This is a genomic window from Aureibaculum koreense (assembly GCF_034296135.1).
Classification (GTDB): domain Bacteria; phylum Bacteroidota; class Bacteroidia; order Flavobacteriales; family Flavobacteriaceae; genus Aureibaculum.
On the sequence record NZ_JAXKVV010000007.1, the window covers coordinates 1 to 25,612 of the forward strand.

The following is a 25,612-nucleotide window of genomic DNA, read 5'->3' on the forward strand; positions in this document are numbered from 1 at the left end:
GCTACAAGATAAAATTACTGAGATGGTAAACCAACTAACTCCTGAACTTATAAAATCTATCACCAGTTATCAATTATACACTAAAACATTTTTTGAGTATTTTTAAATCAGAAATGGTATTATAATTTCGTCCATCTGGATTTCAATATCTGAAGCTTGCCCTCTAGCACCTCCGCTGGGTTGGTGAATCATGACCCTAGCGTGAGGCAATACAAACCTTCTGCCCTTTTCGCCAGCTGAAAGTAAAATTGACCCCATAGATGCAGCTAAACCCGAACAAATAGTTGATACAGGACTTGTAATGCTCTTCATGGTATCATAAATTGCAAAACCAGAGGTTACATAACCACCGGGACTATTAATTATCAATTGAATTTCCTTACCCGGTTGGGTCATTTCCAAATACATCAACCTGTCAATAACATGTTTGGCAGAATTGTCATCAACTTGTCCCCACAAGAACACTTTTCTCTCGTTTAATATTTTAGAATCTATAATATCTTGAAGCTTTACATCATTGCTCATTTGTTATATTTTTATAGTTAGTTATTTGAATCTTTTTGAAATTTATTGAACTATTTATCTACAATAGCATCTTGAATAATCTGTTGAGCTACTGTTCTGATATTATATTTTACCAATCCTGAATTGGTTGCTGTAGGATAGACCCTATTGGACAAGAAAACATAAACGAGTTCCGTTTCTGGATCTGCCCAAGTATAAGTACCTGTGTAACCGCTATGCCCGAAACTTTTGGGTGATACACAACCACAGGTGGCCTTCTCTCTGGGGTTTATCTGAGGTTTATCAAAACCTAAACCTCTACGTACATTATTTTTCGAATAGTATCTTTTATTAAATTTCCTGATGGTTTCCCCTTTAAAATATCGCTTACCACCATAATAGCCCTCTTGCATGTACATTTGCATCATCTTGGCCACATCATTTGCATTGGCGAATAATCCGGCATTACCGTTAACACCGCCAAACATGGCTGCACCTTGGTCGTGCACATAACCGTGCAACAATTGATTTCGGAAATATAAATCGCGTTCCGTTGGCACAATTATTTGTTTTGGAAATTTTTCCAAAGGCTTATAGGTTAACGTAGTAGCACCTAAAGGCTTGTAAAAAAATGAATTATTGGAAACATCCATAGTCTGTTTATATTCCTTTTCAAAGTAATCTTTAAAAAGATAGAAAATAAGACCACTATATTTATATCGCTTTCTGTTTAACAAAGGAGCATCAGCAATGGCTTGATACATACTATCTTTATAATCCGTTCTTAAGTAGAGTTTGTTGGCAACCTGAATTGAAAATTCTTTTGAAGGGCTATGTCTGTAATATTTTTCAGAAGCTTTTTGGGTAGCACTGTCTATAGTACGCAAATAATAGGGTATCCACGACTGTAGCCTTGCATAATGAGATAAGGCTTCCTTTACGGTTATATCCTTTTTATCGGTTGTATCTAAAACCTTAAATAGTTTTCCAATAGGCGTATTTAGTGAAATTTTACCTTCTTCTTCGGCTTTCATAATCAATGGCAGACCTCCTAAAATTTTGGTAATCGATGCCAAATCGTATATATGATTGTTCTGAACCCTTGTTTCTTTTTTATCCGTATGGTAACCAAAACTTTTTCTGTAAATTACCTTTCCTTTTTTGGCAACCAACAACTGCAAACCTGGAGCCATTTTGGCTTTGACTACTTCTTGAGCCAATGAATCTAGACGCTCTAGTTTTTTGCTATCCATGCCCACTTCTTCGGGTACACCATAGGATAGTCTAAATAAATTGGTAGAATTTAATCCAGAACCGACGGCAAAATCATTATTTATGGAAACTGGTAATCTTCCTTTGGCACTTAACGCTCCAAAAATTTGTTGTGCCGAAACGTCTTGTGATATTTTACTATTCTGATAAGAGACCAAAATACTTTCTATATTTGTAAAAGTTTTTACATCCAATAAACTGTAAGCACTCGCAAAAACATCTAAAATAACACGGTTGTTCCTTGCAATTTCTTGCAACCAAACCAATTCTTTATTGGTGAATTTAAAACCTTTCCATGCACTGGCATTTGATTTGTGATAGCCAATAATCACCAAATTATAGGCTTTTAATTTTTTGATAACATCATCAAGGTTTTTTCCGGATATGACATCAACTTGGGTATAATCGTTAAGTCTGTTAATGAATGTAGTATTGTCATCATCACCCAATTTTACATAGGCTATTTTAGCTTCGGCTAAATCCTTTACGGGAAACAAATCCAGTTCGTTCTTTAACAATGTTGTGGCGTTTTCAACCAATTTGTAATGTAACATTTCAGCATCTTGTCCGTTGATGTCTTCATGTAAATTATTGAGTTCAATGGGTTTAAAATGCTTTAGTCCTGCCCAATATTTGGCTTTTAGTATTTTTTTGACCGATTCGTCCAATCGTTTTACCGATATGATACTATCTGCAACCGCCTGTTGCAGCTTTGCGAAAGAGGCCGGAATATCTTCTGGCATCAATAAAATATCATTACCTGCTTTAATTACTTCCAAATTGATTTCAGCAGAGCTGGAAAAATTTGCCGCCCCTTTCATATTTAGGGCATCGGTAAAAATTAAGCCTTTAAAACCCATTTTTTCTTTAAGCAGATCAGTTACAATATTTTTAGATAAAGAAGAGGGTAATTTTGCATTAGGCTCATATTCTGGTACGCTCAAATGTGCTACCATAACACTTGCCAAGCCGTTTTTAAACAATTCTTTGTAAGGGTATAATTCTACAGAATCCAATCGCTGTTTTGAAAATGGAATAGTGGGTAATGTTAAATGTGAATCAGCATCAGTATCTCCATGACCGGGAAAATGTTTAGCATTTGCCAATACATTTTGACTTTGCATACCTTTTGTAAATGCGATTGCTTTTGAGGCCACATTTTTTGGATCTTCACCAAAAGAACGGTTACCTATAATCGGATTAGCGGGATTGATATTTACATCGACCACAGGAGCAAAATTTACATGAATTCCGATACGACTGTGATGTTTACCCAACATTTCGCCAAATTCTTCAATTAAACTCTCGTCTTGAATTGCACCAAGCGTCATATTCCATGGAAAACGATAGGTATTGTCCAATCGCATATCTAAGCCCCATTCGCCATCAAAACCCACCAACAACGGAATCTTTGAGGTATTCTGGAAAACATTGGTCATCTGAATCTGTTTTTCGGGTGTACCCTGAAAAAATACGAGTCCGCCAATATGATATTTCTTTATCAAAGCATTTACATCCGCCTCATGTTGTGCATCTCTGTTGGAATAAGCAGGTATCATAAAAAGTTGGCCAATTTTTTCGTCAATGGTCAAAGTTTTCATAATACTATCTACCCAAACATTTTGACCATAAGTATCTAATTTATCCAAAGGATCTGCTACTTGTGCAAAACTAATAGTGGTTATAAAAAGAAAAATAACGGAGAGAATTCTGGTATTCATAAAAGAATAATATGTTTTTTATTTATTTTTTTAACCTCACCCGAAACTGCTGAAAAATGCAGTTTCGACCTCTCCCAAGTCCGCCTGCCGGACGGGCAGGGAGAGGTAATTTCAGAGGTCTTAAGGCAAAGCCTCAATAATTTTTAGTTTAAAAACTTAGCATGCCAACTTTTACTCGCTTCTACTTCCCAAGCGGATTGCAATTCCGCTTTAGAATTTATCATATTATTAAAAACGATAGTGTCAGCATTTATTTTATTTTGGGCAGCATATTTTTTAAAATCACTTAGATTGACTGTATTTATGTTTGAACCGTCTTTAAACGAAACCTTCATTTTATTTAACAAATCAACATCAAAAGCCTTTTCTATTTCTTTTATAATGTGTACCGAACTATCAATGGAACAACCCGAAACACCATTTTGATCTTCATCGACTGCCAGTATGATAAACTGATTGTATTCAATTTTATAGGAAGCTGTTAAATCGTCACCATGGCGTTTCCAAGAATTTACAAAATTTCTTAAATACTCAGAAATTTGTTTAACTTCTGGCTCGGTCAATGTTCTATCCGCTTGATAAACCCAAACTCTTGAAGTATTGGGCAACGCATTAAAATCTACATACATAATTAACTTAATTTATTATTAAAACTGCGTAATTTAATTGCAGTCAGCACTTTTTTGGTATATAATGGAAAATCGGCATTTTGTATCCAAGAATAATAACCTTTATCTTTTTCCAACACATCGGCTACCTTTTTGCCTTTGTACTTACCAAAAGTGAAAATTTCTTCTTTTTTTTCGTTAAACATTATAAACCCAGCAAAATCCGCTCTTTTTTTATGCGAAGAAAATTCATGTAAAAATTTAACATCATTTTCTAAATCGTCATATTTAGCCAATTGAGCTTTTAAAATCTCATAGGTTGCATTGGTGTCCGCTTCCGCTGAATGTGCATCTTCCAAGTCTTTATCGCAATAAAATTTGTACGCTGCACTTAAGGTACGTTGTTCTTTTTTATGATAAATTACCTGCACATCAATACCTACCCTATTTTTCATATCAAAATCAATACCAACCCGTAAAAATTCTTCTGCTAATAGTGGAATATCAAAACGATTGGAGTTAAAACCCGCTAAATCACACCCCTCTATTAATTGATTAATTTCTTTAGCCAGTTCAGCAAAAGTAGGTTCGGTTACTACTTTTTCGTTAGTAATACCGTGAATAGCAACCACCTCAGCGGGAATTTCAATTTCGGGATTTACCAACCAAGTTTTACTTTCTTTATTACCGTTTGGGTATACTTTTAATATGGAAATTTCTACAATACGGTCTTTGGCAATATTAATACCGGTAGTTTCCAGATCAAAAAATACAATAGGTTTATTTAGCTTTAATTCCATAGTTTCTGTTAGCAATTTTATGGCGTATAGTTACGTGAAAATTTTAAAACCCAAAGATACAATTTGTAACAAGATATTTTATTATTTAACATTTTGTTTGTTAGGAGATATTAACTAAATTTATGGATTCTACGAGTCGCTATATGTTATTTTAAAATAAGTTTAGACTCTTAGATGGATACAAAAAAATCAGAACTATGAGACCACTAATATTGGAATTTCAAGAAAACCCTAATTACATTGAATTTGATGAATCATTATTTGAATATTCGGAAAATAAAAACCTATCTGTAATGCGTGGCACTGACATACCTGCAATTTCATATTTAAATATGGGAACTGAAACGCACACAAGAGTAAATAACGAAGTTTCTGATTCAGATTCAGTTTTGAAAACTCTAATGGGAACTGAAACATTTACAAAAGTTCTAAATGAGAATACGGATAGTGATGATGATTTTAGAATGTTAATGGGAACTGAAACGCATACTTTTGTCTCAAATGAGCCAACAGATTCGGATATGAATTCCCAATCTTTAAAGCTTCTAATGGCAACACAATCCGTTGACAACCCCTAGAAAATATGATTCTGACAAATAAGATATGATATTAATTGTAACGCATAAAAATGATTTTACAGTTGATTATGTTATAGAAAAACTAAATAAAAAAGGAATTGACTACTATCGCTTTAATTGTGAAAACATTGACTCAAAGGAATATATAATTGAAATAGGAAGCCAAAATACATTTTCAATAAATAGCCTCGACAATATTACTTCCGTTTGGTTTAGACGAACCATGTTACCAGAAATAAACAACGTAAACAATGGAGAGAAAATATTTCTACTAAGAGAATATGATGCGTTGTTATCAAACATTTTCAACCTGTTCAAACTAGAAAAATGGTTAAGTAATCCAAAGTATATTTATATAGCTGAAAACAAACTAATTCAATTAAAAAAAGCACAAGAAATAGGTTTTAAAATACCTGACACATTGGTGTCGAATAGTAAAATTGCTCTTAAGAAATTTATCAAAAATCATAATAGTAACGTAATTATAAAACCCTTAAATCAAGGTAGAATAAATAATGGTAAAAATGTAAGAAATATATTCACAAACAAAATAGATAAAAATACAATTGATAAAATTAAAGAATACACATTAACGCCATCAATAATTCAGTCGTATATAGAGAAAGAATATGAATTAAGAGTTACAGTGGTTAATGATAAAGTTTTTTCAGCTAAAATAGATTCTCAGACAAATGAAAATACAAAAATTGATTGGAGAAGGGAAAAAATTAAATTTACTATATATAGTTTGCCAAATGCTATTTCCCAAATGTGTGTTCAATTGGTAAAAGAGCTAAATCTTTCTTTCGGAGCAATTGATTTAATAAAAACCAAAAACGGCTCTTACATTTTTTTAGAAATTAATCCAAACGGGCAGTGGGCTTGGATTGAATTTGATACTGGTTTAAAAATTTCCGATGAAATAATAAAATTCTTAACTTCATGAACTATTTTGAAAAATATTGGGGTTACATCGGGCTTATAAAACAAGATAAGCACAAGCCTAAGAAACATGTCTATACTTCAACAGACAAAAAAGCCCTTTTAATTAAACATTTAGATTACTTAAAAGAATTAAATGAACTTCACAGAGGTAGAATGTTAAATATTGAGAATAAGAATTCTCAACTTGTAGGTCAAGCAAGTATTGTAATTTCAATTTTCGCTTTATTTATCCCGTTATTGGCAACTTTTATTAACGACTTAAACGATTGGTTCTTAATTATATTGGTATTGTTTTTTGTTTTTGTTTTATTTCATTACATTTTAACTATTCATCACTCTATTAAAACTCTTATAATTAACAAATACCCATATTCCATGGGAACTGTCTCAAATATAACTGATGACAAAAGAGCTAAATCCGAAAAAGCGTTCATTAAAATGGAAATCATTGATTTAGTGAGTTCGATAGAACAAAATATTTCTGTTACAAGTAATAAAGGAGAAAATTTAATCTACGCTTCTCGTAATTTTAAATTAGCAAATATTCTTTTTGCTGTTTTTGCATTTGTGATAATAATATTAAGTTTTTTTATAAATCCCAAGCCCCAAGAGATAAGAATCGATGAAATTAATCCTAAAATAATAAATATAATAAAAAATAAGATCATTGAACAAAATACTAATAGATTAATGATAGACAGTATTATATTGGAAAATAAAAGAATTAATCTTGAAGTTGACTCTATAAAAAAGCTATATTCAACAAAGGTTGTAAACAATAAGAAATAATTACTTGTATAAAAGTTAGTTTCGTTTTCAAATAAAACCAAAACCTTTTTATTCATGTAGCAAACGATTAGGTGTAAAAATATTTTTATATTAAAAAATGGTTAAGTTAAAACTCCCTATTTACATCAAAACCTTCCAAATACTCGGCAACCCGTTTTATAAACATTCCACCCAATGCACCGTTCACCACTCTGTGGTCATAAGAATGAGATAAAAACATTTTATGGCGTATGCCAATAAAATCACCTTCTGAAGTTTCAATAACGGCAGGCACTTTACGTATAGCACCCAAGGCTAAAATAGCTACTTGCGGTTGGTTTATAATGGGCGTGCCCATTACGCTTCCAAAACCACCTACGTTGGTTACGGTATAGGTACCGCCTTGTGTATCGTCGGGTTTTAGTTTTCCTGTTCTGGCACGTAAAGCTAAATCGTTAACGGCTTTGGTCATGCCCATTAAATTCAATTGGTCGGCATTTTTAATTACAGGCACAATCAGGTTACCATCTGCCAATGCCGTAGCCATCCCTAAATTGATATTTTTCTTTTTAATCACTTTGTCACCATCAACCGAAATATTTATCATCGGATAATCTTTTATGGTCTTGGCTACCGCTTCCATAAATATTGGGGTAAAAGTTATTTTTTCGCCTTCCCTTTTTTCAAAACTGTCTTTTATCTTGTTACGCCAATTTACAATTTTGGTAACATCCACTTCAATAAAAGACTGTACATGTGCCGAAGTTTGTACAGAATGTACCATGTGCTGGGCAACCAATTTGCCCATTCTGGTCATTTCAATAATTTCATCATGTCCGTTTACAGAAACTGAAGCTACTGGTGCCTGTTTTTGAGATTGAACAGGTGACGAAGTCTCAACCTTTTTAGGCTTAACTGCTTTTTGAGATGTATTACCTCTATTGGCAACATAATCTAAAATATCATTTTTAGTAACCCTACCATCTTTTCCAGTTCCAGAAATGGCTTCCAATTCCTCCATTGAAATATTTTCTTTTTGAGCAATGGTCTTTACTAGTGGCGAATAAAACTTGTCAGAGTCTGTATTACTTACTTTTACTACAGGTTCTTTAATAGCTGTTACTTCTGCTATGGAATTTTCAATGGCCTTAACTTCTTGTCGTTTCTCTATTTTTTCTTCAACTTCTGGAGCTTCAACATTCGCTTCTTCTACTTCTCCATTACCTGAAGTTTCAATAATGGCCAGTGTTTCTCCAACTTTTACAACGGCATCAACATCATGTAATTTTTCAACTAAAATCCCTTCCACCTCACTTGGTACTTCAGAGTCCACTTTATCAGTAGCAATCTCAACAATTGCTTCATCCAGTTCAATAGTATCCCCTACTTCTTTTAACCAAGAAGTGATGGTTGCTTCTGCAACACTTTCGCCCATTTTAGGCAATTTCAGTTCAAATTTAGCCATCTGATTAACAAATTTAGAGTCTTGCAAATGTATAAAATAATAAAGTGTAATTTATCAAATTGATAAATTATTGATTTTTTTAAACCATAAAATTATTAAAAAATCAGCTGTTAGACCCAATCTTTGGGATTTTCTAACACATTGAGCAATTTTTCTTCTTCACTACCCTTTTCAGGATAATGATTGTACACCCATTGCACATGTGGTGGTAAACTCATTAAAATACTTTCAATCCGTCCGTTGGTTTTTAAGCCAAACAAAGTGCCTTTATCATGCACCAAGTTGAATTCCACATACCTACCCCTTCTAATTTCTTGCCAATTCCGTTGAGCTTCCGTATAAGTTAGTGCTTTTCGTTTTTCTACAATGGGTACGTAAGCCTCTAAAAAACTATCACCCACTTCGGTAACAAAATTATACCAGTTTTGCATAGATATTTGGTCCGTTTCTTTACAATAATCAAAGAATAAACCGCCCACACCCCTAGCCTCGTTACGGTGCGTATTATAAAAATATTCATCACAACGTTCTTTATATTTTTGATAAAACTCCTGGTTATAATTATCACAAGCCCTTTTGCAAATTCGGTGAAAATGCTTAGCATCTTCTTCAAACAGATAATAAGGTGTAAGGTCTTGCCCTCCGCCAAACCATGAATCGACTATTTCACCTTGTTTATTGTACATTTCAAAATACCGCCAGTTTGCGTGTACCGTGGGTACAAAAGGATTTTTAGGATGTAGTACCAAACTCAATCCGCAAGCAAAGAAATTGGCCTCCTTTACACCAAAATGTTGTTGCATGGTTTTGGGAAGTTCGCCATGGACGGCTGAGATGTTTACTCCGCCTTTTTCGAAAACGGTTCCATTTTCAATTACACGAGTTCTTCCTCCACCACCTTCCGGTCGTTCCCAAAGATCTTCTTTGAATTTGGCTTTGCCATCAACTTCTTCAAGTCTAGAAGTAATGGTATTTTGTAGGTTTTGTATGTAGTTGTAAAATTTATCTTTCATGTTATTGTCAGACTGATTTGTGAATTCTTCCGAAATATTCTTTGTTCTTCCTGCAAGGTCTCCAAGACCTTGTAGGTATTTATCATCAATTCTACCAGCTTTTTCTGATGTACATACATCAAATTTTCAATCGAATTAAATAAATTTATTGCCTCTTCTTTAGACAAAGAAAAATTATTCGGCATCGTTCCATCGACATAATAGCTGTAAGATGAATACGGATAATTTGTAAAATCTTGAGAAATACCATGATGCATCGGATTTGTATGAATATAAATAATTAAGTTTGTCAAATATTCTTCATTTTTTATCCTTTTTCTCCTGAAATGTTTTTCGAAAAGACTACCTGTTCTTGAATTTTGTTTATTGAAAGCCTTCGCATAAGCATTGAATAAATTTGAAAACGCTTGCGTGACTTTTTTTTCATCATCATCAACTCTCACAATAAAATGAAAATGATTATTCATTAAACAATATGAAAGGATACTAACTTTTGTAATCAAGTATTTATTGACCAACCTCAAGAAATAATCCATGTTTTCGGAATTATTAAAAATAGTACAACCATCAATTCCTCGATTATAAATATGATAATAATGTCCCTTTTCTAATATTTCCAGTTCCATTTATGTTATTGTTATGATTAAAGATTTTAGACCTACCAGGTTTTGAAAACCTTGCAGGTTAGGTCGGTTCAATTTACCTTTTTAAAACCTAAAAGGTCTTGGATACCTTGCAAGTTTTTTTATATAACTCCATATCTAGGGGTTCTTCGCCTGTAGGAGTAAATTCGTTTTTAAGCGTTTTAGTCCAGCTAAACCCACATTTTTCAGCCACTTTTACACTTGCTATATTATCTTTATGAGCAATAATTTGAAAATTTTTTAAGCCAAAAGTTTCAAAAGCATAATTTGACAAAATCTTTACAGCTTTGGATGTTAAGCCTTTACCTTCAAATGGATAACCTATACAGTAGCCAAATTCCGCTTGATGTATCTTCCAATCTAATTCTTTGATATATATAATTCCTGCGAGTTCTCGTGTTTCCGAATGTTTTAATGTAAAAAGAAATTCCTCTTTATTTTCGAATTGTTTTACTTTCTTTTCTACAAAGAGTTGTGATAACGTGGGATTCAAGTTTTGCTCTAATGTTTTTGGGAAGAAACGCTTTAATCGGTCAGTATTTGTAACAATAAAATCACATAGCTTCCAAGCATCTCCAGAATGTATTGGATTTATTTCGAAACCATCAAATTGAGCAATCATTCAGCTATGGTTTTATTATCTTTTAGTAGATTTTTGCTGGTTATTCGCTCAACGGTTCCAATAGAAGCTGCCGTAACCGAAAATGGCAATACCAATATAACACCAACAATGGGAATCATTAAAAATAGCATAAACACGATACCGTTACCGATAGCCAGGCCTTTATTTTGCTTTACAAAATTAAGACTTTCATTATAATTATAATGTCGCTCCAAGGTATAATCCATATTTCCAAACCCCGCGTAATAAGCCTGGATTAGAAATAACACAGTAGTAGTGAAAATATTGAAAACAGGAATAAAACTCAATAATAAAATTGGAATAGTAAATAATAATTCTTTCCCTAAATTCCGAACGTTAATTCTTATACCTCGCCAAAGTTGGTTACTGAAGGTTGTATTCCTATGATTATGATTTTTTGACAAAGAATATCCTGAAAAATGAGCTTCTATTTTTTCAGAAACAGGACTCATAAAAGGTGCTGACAATGCCATAATAATGTGTTTGTACAATATCAAACCCAACACAATAATTGACAAACCACCAATAATGCTGCTTATAGTTGTAAATGTTTCCTTACCCCATTCCCATCTCCAAATTTTTGCAATATAATATCCAATATTATCCGATAGTCCGTAAGCTAAAAAACCAATAATAATTGCGGTGATGATGCTGATTAAAATAGGAATGAAAAAATACTTCCAGAGTTTTAATTTTGAGATTAATCCAAAGGATTGAGTGTAGGCTTGTATGCTTTTTAATACATTCTTAATCATTTAGGTGCTCAATAAATACCAAATCGTTACTATATTTTTTAATATCCTCAACTGAATACACCATTTTCGCTTCTGCTACTTTTTCAATGAGAACATCTATAAATTGCTGTGTTGCTCTTTCGTCATTTTGAATAAAAATTTTTCTACCCACATGATTATTATGTGAGTCCATTTCTCTTTCCAACGGTTCATTTGGTGAAAATTCTTCGTGCCAGTCTGTAACTTGTTGGGCAAATCGGATCGCTTTTCTTGTATTGCCCCTCCATCTTGAACATTTTTTAGCGATTAAAATGTTCCAAAGTGCGTGCCTAAAGGCATTAGTAACATTGTTTTTATGATGCAATTTTCCATAGAGTTGATCGGAAATTTTCACAGTTTCGTAAGTAGCCAAAAACGTTGGAATCAAATTTAAAGGATGCCTTATAAACAAAAGGATAAATGACCAGGCATTACCCTTATTAATCAATTTAACAAAACCTAACTTATCCATTAACTATTATATTCTTTAACGGCATCGATAAATGCCTTCGCATTATCTAGCGGAATATTGGGCAAAATACCATGCCCTAAATTAACAATATACTTGTCTTTGCCAAAATCATTTATCATTTGGTGCACCATTTTCTTTATGATAGATGGTGGCGATAATAATCTTGACGGGTCAAAATTACCTTGTAACGTTATATTTCCACCCGATAAATAACGTGCGTTTTTCGGAGTAATTGTCCAATCAACCCCCAACGCACTAGCATTAGATTTTGACATCTCTTGCAATGCAAACCAACATCCTTTACCAAAAGCAATTACAGGTACATCGTCTTTCAACGCCTCAATAATCTGATTTATATATTGCCAAGAAAATTCTTGATAATCAGTTGGTGACAGCATACCACCCCAAGAATCAAAAATCTGGACTACATCAACTCCAGCTTTAACTTTAGCTTTTAAATACGCAATAGTTGTGTCTGTTATTTTTTGCAATAACTGATGAGCTGCTAAAGGTTGAGTAAAACAAAATGCTTTTGCTTTATCGAAATTTTTACTCCCTTGACCTTGCACCACATAGCACAAAATTGTCCACGGAGAACCCGCAAAACCAATTAAAGGAATATCATTATTTAATAATTCTTTAGTCGCTTTTATGGCTTGATATACATAGTCTAGTTCCACATTTACATCGGGTACAATTACGGCATCTACCCCTTTTTGATCTCTTACCGGATTTGGTAAATAAGGCCCAAAATTCGGTTTCATTTGTACTTCGATATTCATAGCTTGCGGAATTACCAAAATATCACAAAACAAAATTGCGGCATCCATTCCGTATCTTCTGATGGGTTGTACCGTAATTTCACTTGCCAATTCGGGTGTACGGCATCTTGTAAAGAAATCGTATTTCTCTCGGATTGCTATAAATTCTGGTAAATATCTACCTGCTTGACGCATCATCCAAACGGGTGGACGGTCAACAGTTTCTCCTTTTAAAGCTCTTAAAAATAGGTCGTTTTTTATCATAATTCAGTTTGGCTTGAATACTAAAACCTACAAGGTTTTGGAAACCTTGCAGGTCTTCGCCACTGCTTCCATGGCGTTATCAATTGCTTTTTCTGTTTTTTCTAGGTCTTTTTCGCTTAAAGCAGATGATAAAAACCATGCTTCAAATTGCGAGGGTGGTAAAAATATACCATTTTTAATCATTTCCCAGAAAAAAACAGCGAATTTTTTTGTATCTGATTGTTGAGCCTCTTCAAAATTAACAACGCTTCCTTTTTTAAAGAAAGGGTTAATCATTGAACCAAAACGATTGACAACAATGTCAACATTATGTTTTTCAGCTTTTTCAATTAACATGTGTTCCAACTTTTCAGCTACCTCAACAAATTGTTGATAAGGGTTTTGCTTCTTTAATTCCCTCAAAGTTGCAATTCCAGCTGCCATTGCTATCGGGTTTCCACTCAACGTTCCTGCCTGATACATAGCACCTAAAGGGGCAATCATTTCCATAATTTCATTCCTAGCTCCGTAGGCACCCACGGGAAAACCACCTCCAATTACTTTACCAAGACATGTAATATCAGCTTCAACACCTAATAATTCCTGAGCTCCACCAAATTTTGAACGGAAACCAGTCATAACCTCATCAACAATGAGTAAAGCATTTTTGCTTTCTAAATACGCTTTTAATTCTTTTAAAAAATCGCCTTCTGGCAATACTACACCCATATTACCAGCAATAGGTTCTATGATTACTCCAGCAATATCATCGTGTTTTTCAAAATGCTTTTTTACACTATCTAAATCATTATAATTGGCAATCAACGTATTTTTAACTGCACCTTCGGGTACTCCTTTACTTCCCGGCAAACTCAATGTTGCTAATCCTGAACCTGCAGCAACTAGCAAAGCATCAGAATGACCATGATAACAACCTGAAAATTTAATAATCTTATCTTTGCCAGTAAATGCTCTTGCTAAACGTAATGCACTCAACACCGCTTCGGTACCCGAGTTTACAAAACGTACTTTATCCATTCCAGGAAATGCATCACAAACAATTTTAGCGAGTTTAATTTCATTTTTGGTTGATGCTCCAAATGTATAACCGTTTTTTAAAGCCTTTTTTATGGCCTTTTGTACTTTTTCGTGTTTATGCCCTAAAATCATTGGTCCGTAAGACAAAACATAATCTATATAGCTATTTCCATCAACGTCGGTAATTTTTGTGCCTTTCGCCTTTTTAATAAAGAGTGGATTCCCTCCTACTGATGCAAATGCACGTACTGGTGAATTTACTGCACCGACTAAATGTTTAAGACCTTTTGTGTATAGTTTATTTGATTTTTTAAAGCTCATGCTTCGCTAGTATTAAGTATTAAGATATGAGTATTAAGACTGACGTTTAAAATTACGATTACACGATTCAACAAATCAACGATTCAACAAAAGCCTTGCCACTTCCTTCGCAAAATAAGTAATAATAATATCTGCACCTGCCCTTTTCATTGAGAGCAGACTTTCCATCATTACTTTTTCTTCGTCAATCCAACCTTTTTGTCCCGCTGCTTTTATCATGGCGTATTCGCCGCTAACGTTATAACAAGCTATCGGTCTGTCAAAGTTATTTTTTAAATCGCGAATAATATCCAAATAGGACAATGCTGGTTTTACCATTAAAATATCCGCTCCTTCTGTATCATCGAAAGTAGCTTTTCGTAGAGCTTCGTCTCTGTTGGCAGTATCCATTTGATAGGTTTTTCTATCACCGAAACTTGGTGCTGAATCTGCAGCATCTCTAAAAGGCCCATAATATGCCGAAGCATATTTTACAGAATAAGCCATAATAGGCAAATTAGAAAATTCTGAATTATCAAGTGATTCTCGCACCATGGCGACTGTACCGTCCATCATTCCTGATGGAGCTATCATATCTGCTCCAGCTTTGGCATGAGAGATGGCTTGTTTGGCAATATTTACCAACGTTGCATCATTATCAACATCGTTATCGTGTAAAATTCCACAGTGTCCATGTGAAGTATATTCGCAAAAGCAAACATCGGTTATTACATATAATTGAGGGTATTTTTTTTTGATAAACCGAACTGCTTTCTGAATTATACCATTATCGTTCCATGTTTCCGTACCTTCATCATCTTTTTCTGATGGAATACCAAATAACAAAACAGCGGGAATATTAAGCGAAACCACCTCATCCAATTCTTTTGAAATTCTATCCAATGAGAAACGTTTTATGCCTGGCATGGAAACAATTTCAGTTTCAATATTTTTACCTTCTTCAATAAATAATGGGTAAATTAAATCGTCAACCGACAGTTTGGTTTCCCTAACCAATCTGCGAATGTTTTCTGATTTTCTGAGTCGTCGGGTTCTGTACATTGTTAACGTTTTTTACTTCTCTTTAATAAGCTAAACTAGATCTACAAGATTTTACTTGTCCGCCGAAGCTTTTGCGTAGGAGGAAAAACCTTGCAGGTCGAGTCAATTCTATTTTTCTATGAAATGTAAATTTGCCAGTTCAATAACACTTTCAACAGTCGGTACCTGTGCAACTTTCACTTCTTTAAAATGTTTTTTTGCTTCTAAAGCGGTTGTTTCGCCAATACAAAAAGCAGTACCAATGGGTTTGTTAACCTGAATATAACTTTGTACTGTAGATGGACTGTAAAATAAAATTCCATCAGTATTTTCATCAACTACCAGCGGACTAAACATTGTTTTATAGGCCTCTACTTCATTGACTTCCACATCATTTTCTGCTAAAAAGTTTGGCAACTCATCTAAACGTAAACTACTTGTAAAACAGGTAACTTCTTTGTTTTTAAGATCTTTAAGTAAAAGCGGTGCCAATTTCTTTGCATTTTTAGCAACTAACTTTACAGGGCCAATTTTCTTCTCGACCAGTGCTTTAGTTCTACGGCCCACACAATAGATATTTTTAAACTGTAATTCAGGCAATGAAAAATTAGTTGCCAAAGATTCTACTGTATTTTTACTGGTAATAATAACATTTTCTAATTTACTTTTTAATACTGGTTGTGGTATTCTGCTAAATCTTATTTTTATAAAATCGCTATCTTCAATACTAATATCTTCGTGAACCAATTTAGACTGACTTACCGTTAATTTTTTAGTGGAATATATCTTGAATTTCTTATCAAAACTAACATGGTTAGACATTAATTTCTTACCACCTCTATCTATAATAATTTTAGCAGCATCTTCAGCTAAATATCTGTGCTTTCTAAGTTTTACAGTTTTGTTTACTTCTTTTTTGCTTGTACCGTCCTCGCTCAAAATGATGCCTTTTAGTGTGATTTCATCATCATTGATATAGCACAATGCTCCAATTGGTGCCGAACAACCACCTTCTAATAAATTCAAGAATTTTCGTTCTACGGAAGTACAAATCTCTGTTTCTTCGTGGTTTAATTTTGCACATGCCTCTTTAGAAAACTCATCCTCATCTAAAGCGGCAATCATTATTGCACCCTGGGCAGGAGCAGAAATCATCCAACTTAAGGTTACCATATTTGCAGGTTTTATTCCTATTCGCTGCAATCCCGCGGCAGCGAAAATGGCACCGTTCCAATCTTCATTATCCTTTATTTTTTGGAGTCGGGTATTTACATTTCCGCGTAAGCCGACTACCTTATGAGATGGATAACGATGCAACCACTGAGCCTTACGGCGTAAACTTCCCGTTGCAATAATGGCATCTTTTTGAGCCAAAAACTCTTCATTGTCTTTAAAAACCAATACATCTTCTGATGCACCTCTTTTTAATACGGCAGCTTGTACAATGCCTTCCGGTAAAACTGTAGGCACATCTTTAAGGGAGTGTACAGCAATGTCAATTTCGTTATTGAGCAAAGCAATATCTAAATTACGGGTAAAAACACCTGTAATCCCGAGTTCGTAAATGGGTTTGTTCAAGACCAGATCTCCCGTTGCTTTTACTGGGACTAGCTCTGTTTTATACCCTAAATATTCTAGTTGATTTTGTACGGTTTTTGCTTGCCACATGGCCAACTCACTATCGCGAGTGCCTATTCTAATTGTCTTCTCCATTCTTATTCATTCAGCTGAAAAACCTTTGAGATAAGTTTGATACTTTCATCAGAAGAAATATCATTATCTTTTAAGTGATTGGCAAATTGTTTAGTGATTTTCTGAACAATTCGATTAGAAATCAGTAGAGCTTGGTCTTCATTAAAATCGACTATTTTTTTACGTTGATAGTCTATTTCTTCCAATTTAATCGCTTCCAATTTCGATTTTAATGCTTTTATCGTTGGGGCAAACTTACGGGTTTCCAACCACGTCTTAAATTCTTTTTCAAATTCAATTATTATAGACTCAGCTTGTGGAACTTGTGCTTTTCTTTTTTGAAGTGTATCATCAGTAATCTGGGAAAGGTCATCTAAATGTATTAAACTAACATTTTCTAAGTCCTGCACATTATTTGATACATTTTTGGGAATTGAAAGATCGAGGATTAACAAAGGCTTATCATTCAAAATAATATCCTTATCCACCGTTGGCAATTGAGCACCAGTAGCGACAATTAAAATATCAGCCTTTTTTATTTCAGCCTGTAAATCTGCATAATCGGCTACGGTTACATCAAACTTTCCGGCCACCTCCAAGGCTTTGTCTTTGGTTCTATTTACCAAAGTGATATATTTATTGTTTGTATGCTTTACGAGGTTATCACAAGTATTTCTACCAATTTTACCCGTTCCAAACAAGAGTATATTCTTATTGGAAACTTGCTCAACATTATTTAAAATATATTGAACTGACGCAAAAGATACCGATGTAGCACCTGAACTAATTTCAGTTTCAGTCTTAACACGTTTACTTGCAGTAATTACATTATTTGTTAATCTTTCTAAAAAGGCATTTAATAAATTCAACTTTTTAGATGCCAACACGCTTTTCTTTAATTGCCCGATAATCTCAAAATCACCCAATATTTGACTTTCCAATCCCGTTCCTACACGAAACATATGATGGATAGCCTCGTTATTTTTATAAATAGATGCAACTTTTTCAAACTCTTCAACCGTTCCGTTAGAATGTTTACAAAGTAATTTGATAAGCTGAAAAGGATGCTCGGCAAAACCGTAAATTTCAGTTCTGTTACAAGTAGAAATAACAATAATTTCCTCAATACCTACGGAGGTAGCGTCATTCAATAGATGCTGTCTTGCAGTGTTGTTCAAACTAAAACGACCACGAATTTCGGCATTGGCTTTTTCGTAGCTAAGGCCGATACAGTAAAAAGAATGATGTTTGGAAATATGATAACGTTGCATAATCTTTCAATCGAAGCAAAAATAGTTTTAGTATTTGAATAAAAACAACGCTTAAAGGGTTAATTATGTCGCTTTAGGTTTTTTTGATGTTTTTTAGAGTAATAAGTTCATTAAAACCCTTATATTTGCTGATATTATTAATATTTTAAAATAATAATTTAGAACAGTTCTAAATAACAAAAATCATATTTAATGCCCGAAATAATGTTAAAAAGTAACGCGGAAAGTCCAATATTAAAAAATGAATTGGAACCTGGAATTATTTTGCTAAAATCTTTAAATGAAAGTAATGATAATCAAACGATTACGCATGATATTGATAGTAGTTATATTCAATTTCATTTCTGTTTAAAAGGCGATTCAAAGTTTTTATTTAACAATGGAAATTATAGTTTTGATGTAGCGGATGAACATTCGCTACTCCTCTATAATCCGCAAACGAATCTGCCCTTGCATTTAGAATTATCTGCAAAATCTTGGGTAATATCGTTATTTATCTCGATTAAAAAATTCCATTCCTTATTTTCAGAAGAAGCGGATTATATCCATTTTTTAACGGATGATAACAAGGATAAAAAGTATTATGACACTAAAGAAATAACACCAGCAATTTCCGTCGTTTTAAACCAAATGATTAACTATAATATTCATCGATCCATAGAAAAACTATATCTACAAGGAAAAGTTTATGAACTATTGAGCTTAAGCTTCAATCACGGTGGGGAGGCTGATGTTGAGCAATGCCCTTTTTTAGTTGACGAACAAAACGTACTCAAAATCAGAAGAGCTAAAGACATTATTATTGCAAATATGACCGAACCACCCAGCTTGAAAGACTTGGCAAATGAAGTAGATCTCAATCTAAAGAAACTAAAAACGGGATTTAAACAAATTTATGGCGATACCGTCTATAGTTTTTTATTTGATTACAAAATGGAGGTAGCCCGTAAACTATTGGAAACCAATCAATATAATGTGAATGAAGTAGGTTTAAAAGTTGGGTATAGCACTTCAAGTCATTTTATTTCTGCCTTTAAGAAAAAATACGGAACTACTCCTAAGAAATATAAAGGAAGCCCATCCTAAAAAGCCCTCCCGATAGCTATCGGAACTAAACCCCTCCCTCGGGGGAAGGACTTTCACTCAGACTTTAAATGAAACAATTGACTCACAACGAAATAGAAAATAAAAAACGAAAATTTCCGATTACCGTTGTTTGTGATGCCTTAAGAACTCCTGAAAATGTTGGAATGTGCTTTCGGGTTGCAGAGTCTTTTGGTGTACAAAAAATTTATCTGCACGAAAATTATGTCGATTTGGAAAATAGGAAAGTCCAAAAAACTTCAAGAAATACTATTCCGCAAATTTTACATGATAGGTATGCCGACTTTTCGGAATTAATAAAACAACTTAAAGCAGAAGATAACACTATAATAGGTTTGGAAATTACAGACAACAGTAAAGCTATACAAGATTATGATTTTAAAAAATATCAAAAAATAGTTTTAGTATTAGGCAGTGAACGGAATGGAATTTCTGATATAAATTTGCTTGATAACAGTGTAAAAATACCTATGTACGGTACAAACTCGTCAATGAATGTTATTCATAGCTTAGCAATAGCTTTGTATGAAATTACAAATCAAATCAATCAATAACCAATTCCCATGGTATTAACATCATGATAATTACCGCTCAAACGCTTTCTATCTTTATATCGTACAAAATTCAATCCTTCTTCTACCAATTCAACTTCTGTTTTAGTGTCGTTTAACATAAAACCTCGGCTACTGTCAGATAAAAAATAGGATTTAACTTTTATTTGGTTTCCGTTTTTTTCAAAGGCAATATAATGTAACCATTCTGTATTTGCATACTCGTTTATGTTTTTCAACTTAAAGAAATAAACGTTAATGTCCTTTCCGTCAACTTTCAGCTCCTCTTTTTTAAAGAAAGAAACTTCATCTCTCTCTTTGTCACGATAAATATTGGCAAATAATTTTGATTGTGCATATTTTTGCTGAAATTCTTCGGTTTTAAAAGAATCTAATAAAATTTTATTTTGTGCCAACCTTTCAACTACAAAGCTAATATTATCAACCTCATTTAAGGTTTTGTCCTTTAATTTTTTAGGTACTTGCAGGCCGTTCTTTTCCAGTAAAACATAGTATGTAATCAGAGCATTTACATCATTGCTCTCTAACAATTTTGAATAAAATTGAGCAATACTTTTATCCTCCTTATATGGATATAATAAATTTACATAATAGCCTAACAAAGACTCTTCTACCGCAGCACTTCCGTAAGACCTGCTATTATCCATCAAGCTACGTTTTAATTCGATTTTTGCATCGTTAAGCAGTTGTTCTTTGTACTTTTTATAGATTTTTGGCTTTACCAAACTGCTGTCTTTAAGTCTTGATAGCAAACTGTAAATAGGTGTTTTATATTCTTGAATGGTAGAATATTTTAATAATTCCGGGAATAAATCCTTTTTTAATCGAAGGGAATCCTTTCTGGAATTATTATCAAAAATAGTTTTCATGGCATAATTTCCTATCGGAAAATCATCTTCCAATAAATCTAGAACCAACTGTTGTGCTTGAATATTCTTTTTAGCGATTAAGGCTTTGATAATGTCAATTTGCGTTTCAGGTTCGTTGTACGATTTAATGTACAGTTGCTTTAAAAACGGCATCACCTTTTTACTTTTTAAATCAGATAGCTCCCTTATAATATAGCCCTTAGTATATTTTTTATCACTAGAGAATTTGTGAGTATTTAGCATTTTAATCATTGTATCAACATCTTTTTCAGTAAAATCTATCAAATATGTGGCATTATCTGCAATACTATCGTTATTTTTTAATGCGGTAAAATAATCATTCACTTTATTTTCAAATACATCTCTGCCTAAAAGGGTGTCCAAAGGTGTGAAGGTTTTGTAAAAAGTCTCCACAAATTTTGACGAAGTACTTAAACTATCTTCCATGGTCTTTAACTCGAACAGCACGCCTTTTTTAAGAATATTTTTTACTCTAACCCGCTTGGCACTTAAACTGTCTTTTGCCAAAAAGGAATAGGTATATAATCCATTTTCTTTCTGTTTTTGTTTGTTTGTTAGGTTAAATCTGTACGCATAAGATCTATCTACCTGATTCCATAAACTGTCAATATTGGCATACATTTGCAAATCGTGATATTTGGTTCTGGTTATCTTAATGCTCTCATTGGTTTTAGAGTTGTATTGTGTATTTTTAGTCTTTGTTTCGTACGATTTCTGTTTTATGCCACCACCATAGTAATTCATAGGAAATGGCTGTTTGGTATTGGTTTTCACCGTAAAGTACAATGAAGTATCTCGTACTATTTTAAACTCGTCTTTATATACAATGTCTTTAAGTTTAAAAGAATTAAAATAATTGTTAGCCGTGGCAGTATCTTTACCAACATAACCCAATAAATAATACGTTTCATCCTTTACTATACTTTTTAATGCTAGTTCTTTCTGGCTTGTAGCATCTAAAATGGTATGAGATTGATACGAAGCGTATTTATCTTTAACTACTTTACCTTTTTCCTGTTTTAGTTTTAAATTTTTATAAAAAGCTTTGTGGATATATTCCGCTTCGAACTGGTCTTCTTCAATATAATTAACGTCGTGGATCGGTACTTCCTGCAAAAAATAATATCCTTTATTATCATAGGCTTCGATTAAATTCTTACCAGCTAAATCAAAACTTGCTGTACTATAATTTTGCGGGATTTTAACTGAATATTTACCGAATTTGGGTGTAAACTCTTCGTGTTTATTCGAATTTGGTTTGAAAGAAATAGAATTAAAAATTTTATCTTCATGGTTTAAGGCATATTCTCCTTTACCACCTAATTTAATGATAACAATTTCTAAAGGCGTTTTATAAATATGATACTTTTGATAATCGTTTTTCTTGGTTTTGTTGAGAATACTAATGCCTGGATAAGGTGTTGCCAACATTTCTTTCTTAATGATTTTGCCTGGAATATCCTCGTACAGTAAATGATCTATATCATCCAAACTTATTTTGGAACTTCCATTAGTGTTCAAATAATCGAAGGTGCTGATTCTAGTTATCGCCAAATATCCACCATTAGCCATATCTGTAGCGATATAATATTTTTGATTAGAATAATTAAGTTCCAACAACTTCTCAAAACTCTGAATAGATAAAAATCCGTCTGGTGTAGATTCTTTATTTAGTTTTGGTGCTACAAAAGTAGATTCCAATTCGCTTTTCTTTTGGCTGGCAAATGAAGTCCGTTTAGAAGTTAATGCTGTTACAGTATAACCTTCCCTTCTTAACATCTCTATAACGCCGTTTTCACCGGGTAAGTGGGCTGCACCAATACCAGTAAAAACAGACTTTTTCTGCATTAAAGTATCCAGTACGTCAACCATATTCTGGTTGCGTTGGTATAGCATAAATTTTCTAAAATGCTCTGTATTTGTAGCTTCGCCTATGGAATCCAACAAATCTAAATTTCTGTCACGATAAGCATCTTCCGTTAAAGTGTACATTGGTTTTTCTTCATACAATTTTCTAAGCCAAGTATCCTGTTGCTTTTTCATGGCATTATAGCTCGCCTTAGTAACCAAATAACGCGATTCGTTAAAATCTTCTAGCCCAACAACAGGTTTATGATTCTTTTTACCGGCTTGATAGATAAACATATCCAAATAAGTTTCTTCTTCAAAATTATCAGAACCCATTTGTTTTCTATACAAATAACTGTTAACTAAAGAATTATCAACACGAATAGCATTTCTAATAGCCAATTTTTTCGGAAACGACAATTCAAACAAAGCCCCATAAAAGTCTGTGTTGTAGTAGTTGTACCCACCATAATATGACATGCTCGTGTTTATCATTTCATAACTGTTGGCTAACCATTCGGTTGGATCTGACTCTAAAGCAATCACTTCACTTTTTTCCAATGATTTATAAAAAACATCATCCAATCGAAAAGCCACCTTACTACTTACATGCATGGTTCCATATAAATAAGAATCTTTTTCAAGGTTATTGCCAGATATTTTCCAAAGCAAACTCTGATATTTCTGTTGTGCGGTTAATATTGTACAAGTCAATAATAAAAGTATCAGGATAATTTTTTTCATCTAAATAAATTTGACCAACCCGCCAAAATTTTAATTATTTATGAAGGTTGGTATTCGTTTTGTTACACATCAATGCCCATTACCATTTTTATATGTTCAGTTTGGACATATATAAATTTAAGCAATAACTTGACAAACATATTAATTGTAACTACTAAACCACCCCCTGTTTTAAGGGGAAATTATTAATGTGGTCTTTTTAAGCTATTTAGTAATCACACCATATTTAGTCTTAATACTAAAACAACTCATAGTAACTAATTCCTAATATCACGATAAATATATTTATTAATTTGAAAATGATAAATTCAAATTGAGCAAAACCCACTTATCAATTAGTAAACGTTAATTTTTGTAAAATCTTTTTGATTTATATTTTTAAGATAAAAATTTAACTAATAATTGTATTTTTGCTGACCAATTTGTAGCATATGAACAAAGGAGTATTACTTGTTAATCTTGGTTCTCCAGATAGCACCAAAGTAAAGGATGTTAGAAAGTACTTAGATGAATTTTTAATGGACGAACGTGTGATTGACATACCACGCTGGAAAAGATATTTACTGATAAAAGGTATTATTTTAAATACACGTCCAAAAAAATCTGCTAAAGCCTATAAAAAAATCTGGTGGAAAGAAGGCTCTCCTTTAGTAGTAATTTCCGAGCGATTTACGAAAAAAGTGGCCGACAAACTTAATATTCCCGTTGCTTTAGGGATGCGATATGGTTCTATGAGCATTGAAAAAGGAATTGCAAAACTTGAGAAGAAAGGTGTTGAAGAAATTTTGCTGGTTCCGTTATATCCACATTATGCCATGTCTTCTTTTGAAACTGTGGTTGAAAAAGCTAAAGAAATTAATCGGAAAAAATATCCGACCATAAAAATGGATGTGATGCCCCCTTTTTACAATCATCCAGATTATATCAAAGTGATGAGTGACAATTTAAAACAACATTTAGTTGATTTTAAACACGACTATATTCTATTTTCCTATCATGGCATTCCTGAAAGGCATATTTACAAATCTGACACCACCAATTCGCATTGTAAAATTGACGAGTCTTGTTGTAATAGTCCTTCAAAAGCACACAGAACGTGTTATAGGCATCAATGTTTTGAGACCACAAAAGGAATTGTAAAAACATTGGGGTTACAAGAAGGGACATATAGCGATTCCTTTCAATCGAGATTGTTAAAAGACCCGTGGTTAAAACCTTACACCGATTTTGAATTGGAGCGTTTGGGTAAAGAAGGTATTAAAAATTTAGCCGTTATTACGCCCGCTTTTGTAGCTGATTGTTTAGAGACCTTAGAAGAAATTGCCATGGAAGGTGAGCATCAGTTTAAAACTGCTGGTGGAGAAAACTATAAACACATCCCATGTCTTAATGATAATGATAATTGGGTAGATGTTATGGTAAATTGGGTTAATGAATGGGTTGGGGAGCCGGTTACGCTTTGATTGAAGAGCAACGATTAACGATTTTTGATTAACGAATTTAATGATTTAAGAATAAGCATTATGAAAACTAGTGATTTAGAGGAGAGATTAATTGATTTTGCTGTACTAGTTATTGAAATTTGTGAGAATCTTAAAATTAGTTATGCGAGTAATTATTATGGAAATCAATTAATTAGGTCTTCTGGGGCATCGGCGTTAAATTATGGCGAAGCAAGAAGTGCAGAATCCCCGAAAGATTTTGTGCACAAAATGGGTATCTGTTTAAAAGAACTCCGAGAAAGTTTTAATTCTTTGAAAATTATAAATCGGGCAAAACTTTATAATGGCAACCTAGAGAATTTAGAAAAAGCACTAGATGAAAATAATCAGTTAATTTCAATTTTTGTTTCAAGTATAAAAACTTCAAAAAATAACAATTCAAAAATCGTTAATCGTTAAT

22 protein-coding genes and 1 pseudogene are annotated in these 25,612 nt (G+C 33.2%); 7 read left to right on the forward strand and 16 right to left on the reverse strand.

Annotation, left to right across the window (positions count from 1 at the left end):
• Window positions 1-120: 120 nt before the first annotated feature.
• From UMM65_RS08055 to UMM65_RS08070, 4 genes and pseudogenes are all read right to left on the reverse strand, one after another.
• Window positions 121-525, reverse strand: a pseudogene (locus UMM65_RS08055) (ClpP family protease); the annotation flags it as partial.
• A 50-nt stretch (window positions 526-575) separates the two neighbouring features.
• Window positions 576-3,497 carry a glycoside hydrolase family 3 N-terminal domain-containing protein gene (locus tag UMM65_RS08060; protein WP_321975991.1) on the reverse strand — a complete coding sequence of 974 codons (2,922 nt, stop codon included), beginning with the start codon at window positions 3,495-3,497 and terminating at the stop codon, window positions 576-578.
• A 143-nt stretch (window positions 3,498-3,640) separates the two neighbouring features.
• Window positions 3,641-4,126: an ABC transporter ATPase gene (locus UMM65_RS08065; protein ID WP_321975992.1), complete on the reverse strand. Its 486-nt coding sequence runs from the start codon at window positions 4,124-4,126 to the stop codon at window positions 3,641-3,643.
• Window positions 4,127-4,128: 2 nt separating this feature from the next.
• The gene (locus UMM65_RS08070; RefSeq protein ID WP_321975993.1) at window positions 4,129-4,905 is read right to left on the reverse strand and encodes an exonuclease domain-containing protein; all 777 of its coding nucleotides are present in this window, start codon (window positions 4,903-4,905) and stop codon (window positions 4,129-4,131) included.
• A gap of 197 nt (window positions 4,906-5,102) precedes the next feature.
• Here UMM65_RS08070 and UMM65_RS08075 point away from each other — a divergent pair, with 197 nt between their 5' ends.
• The 3 genes from UMM65_RS08075 to UMM65_RS08085 are packed head-to-tail and all read left to right on the forward strand — an operon-like array spanning window position 5,103 to window position 7,217.
• Entirely contained in the window at window positions 5,103-5,483 is a 381-nt protein-coding gene (locus UMM65_RS08075; RefSeq protein ID WP_321975994.1) for a hypothetical protein, read from the forward strand.
• 25 nt (window positions 5,484-5,508) lie between these two features.
• Complete coding sequence (locus UMM65_RS08080) at window positions 5,509-6,429, forward strand: MvdC/MvdD family ATP grasp protein (protein ID WP_321975995.1); 921 nt, start codon at window positions 5,509-5,511, stop codon at window positions 6,427-6,429.
• Window positions 6,426-7,217, forward strand: a complete 792-nt coding sequence (locus tag UMM65_RS08085) for a hypothetical protein (protein ID WP_321975996.1) — start codon at window positions 6,426-6,428, stop codon at window positions 7,215-7,217. The genes UMM65_RS08080 and UMM65_RS08085 overlap by 4 nt, the downstream gene beginning before the upstream one ends.
• Window positions 7,218-7,323: 106 nt before the next feature.
• Here UMM65_RS08085 and UMM65_RS08090 read toward each other — a convergent pair whose 3' ends face one another.
• From UMM65_RS08090 to hemA, 11 genes are all read right to left on the reverse strand, one after another.
• On the reverse strand, window positions 7,324-8,661 hold the full coding sequence (locus tag UMM65_RS08090; protein ID WP_321975997.1) for a dihydrolipoamide acetyltransferase family protein: 1,338 nt from the start codon (window positions 8,659-8,661) through the stop codon (window positions 7,324-7,326).
• A 110-nt stretch (window positions 8,662-8,771) separates the two neighbouring features.
• Window positions 8,772-9,674 carry an oxygen-dependent coproporphyrinogen oxidase gene (gene hemF, locus UMM65_RS08095; protein WP_321975998.1) on the reverse strand — a complete coding sequence of 301 codons (903 nt, stop codon included), beginning with the start codon at window positions 9,672-9,674 and terminating at the stop codon, window positions 8,772-8,774.
• A complete protein-coding gene (locus UMM65_RS08100; RefSeq protein WP_321975999.1) occupies window positions 9,671-10,300 on the reverse strand; it encodes a hypothetical protein in 630 nt (209 codons plus the stop codon). The genes hemF and UMM65_RS08100 overlap by 4 nt, the downstream gene beginning before the upstream one ends.
• 88 nt (window positions 10,301-10,388) lie before the next feature.
• The gene (locus tag UMM65_RS08105) at window positions 10,389-10,940 is read right to left on the reverse strand and encodes a GNAT family N-acetyltransferase (protein WP_321976000.1); all 552 of its coding nucleotides are present in this window, start codon (window positions 10,938-10,940) and stop codon (window positions 10,389-10,391) included.
• Window positions 10,937-11,716 carry an EI24 domain-containing protein gene (locus UMM65_RS08110; protein WP_321976001.1) on the reverse strand — a complete coding sequence of 260 codons (780 nt, stop codon included), beginning with the start codon at window positions 11,714-11,716 and terminating at the stop codon, window positions 10,937-10,939. Before UMM65_RS08110 ends, UMM65_RS08105 begins: the two co-directional genes overlap by 4 nt.
• Window positions 11,709-12,206 (reverse strand): DUF6973 domain-containing protein, encoded by a 498-nt coding sequence (locus tag UMM65_RS08115; RefSeq protein ID WP_321976002.1) that lies wholly within the window; start codon window positions 12,204-12,206, stop codon window positions 11,709-11,711. The genes UMM65_RS08110 and UMM65_RS08115 overlap by 8 nt, the downstream gene beginning before the upstream one ends.
• Complete coding sequence (gene hemE, locus UMM65_RS08120) at window positions 12,206-13,231, reverse strand: uroporphyrinogen decarboxylase (protein WP_321976003.1); 1,026 nt, start codon at window positions 13,229-13,231, stop codon at window positions 12,206-12,208. The genes UMM65_RS08115 and hemE overlap by 1 nt, the downstream gene beginning before the upstream one ends.
• 27 nt (window positions 13,232-13,258) lie before the next feature.
• Window positions 13,259-14,569: a glutamate-1-semialdehyde 2,1-aminomutase gene (hemL, locus tag UMM65_RS08125; protein ID WP_321976004.1), complete on the reverse strand. Its 1,311-nt coding sequence runs from the start codon at window positions 14,567-14,569 to the stop codon at window positions 13,259-13,261.
• A gap of 75 nt (window positions 14,570-14,644) precedes the next feature.
• On the reverse strand, window positions 14,645-15,610 hold the full coding sequence (hemB, locus tag UMM65_RS08130; RefSeq protein ID WP_321976005.1) for a porphobilinogen synthase: 966 nt from the start codon (window positions 15,608-15,610) through the stop codon (window positions 14,645-14,647).
• Between the two features lie 108 nt (window positions 15,611-15,718).
• Window positions 15,719-17,302, reverse strand: coding sequence for a hydroxymethylbilane synthase (gene hemC, locus UMM65_RS08135; protein WP_321976006.1), 1,584 nt, complete (start codon window positions 17,300-17,302; stop codon window positions 15,719-15,721).
• Window positions 17,303-17,304: 2 nt separating this feature from the next.
• Complete coding sequence (hemA, locus tag UMM65_RS08140) at window positions 17,305-18,552, reverse strand: glutamyl-tRNA reductase (protein ID WP_321976007.1); 1,248 nt, start codon at window positions 18,550-18,552, stop codon at window positions 17,305-17,307.
• 192 nt (window positions 18,553-18,744) lie between these two features.
• On the opposite strand from hemA, the gene UMM65_RS08145 reads away from it, so the two are divergent.
• Complete coding sequence (locus tag UMM65_RS08145; protein WP_321976008.1) at window positions 18,745-19,638, forward strand: AraC family transcriptional regulator; 894 nt, start codon at window positions 18,745-18,747, stop codon at window positions 19,636-19,638.
• A gap of 68 nt (window positions 19,639-19,706) precedes the next feature.
• Window positions 19,707-20,210 carry a TrmH family RNA methyltransferase gene (locus UMM65_RS08150; RefSeq protein ID WP_321976009.1) on the forward strand — a complete coding sequence of 168 codons (504 nt, stop codon included), beginning with the start codon at window positions 19,707-19,709 and terminating at the stop codon, window positions 20,208-20,210.
• Here UMM65_RS08150 and UMM65_RS08155 read toward each other — a convergent pair.
• Complete coding sequence (locus UMM65_RS08155; RefSeq protein ID WP_321976010.1) at window positions 20,204-23,710, reverse strand: TraB/GumN family protein; 3,507 nt, start codon at window positions 23,708-23,710, stop codon at window positions 20,204-20,206. The genes UMM65_RS08150 and UMM65_RS08155 overlap by 7 nt on opposite strands.
• A 431-nt stretch (window positions 23,711-24,141) precedes the next feature.
• On the opposite strand from UMM65_RS08155, the gene hemH reads away from it, so the two are divergent.
• Window positions 24,142-25,173, forward strand: a complete 1,032-nt coding sequence (hemH, locus tag UMM65_RS08160; RefSeq protein ID WP_321976011.1) for a ferrochelatase — start codon at window positions 24,142-24,144, stop codon at window positions 25,171-25,173.
• A gap of 60 nt (window positions 25,174-25,233) precedes the next feature.
• Window positions 25,234-25,611: a four helix bundle protein gene (locus UMM65_RS08165; protein WP_321976012.1), complete on the forward strand. Its 378-nt coding sequence runs from the start codon at window positions 25,234-25,236 to the stop codon at window positions 25,609-25,611.
• The last annotated feature ends 1 nt before the right edge of the window (window position 25,612 follow it).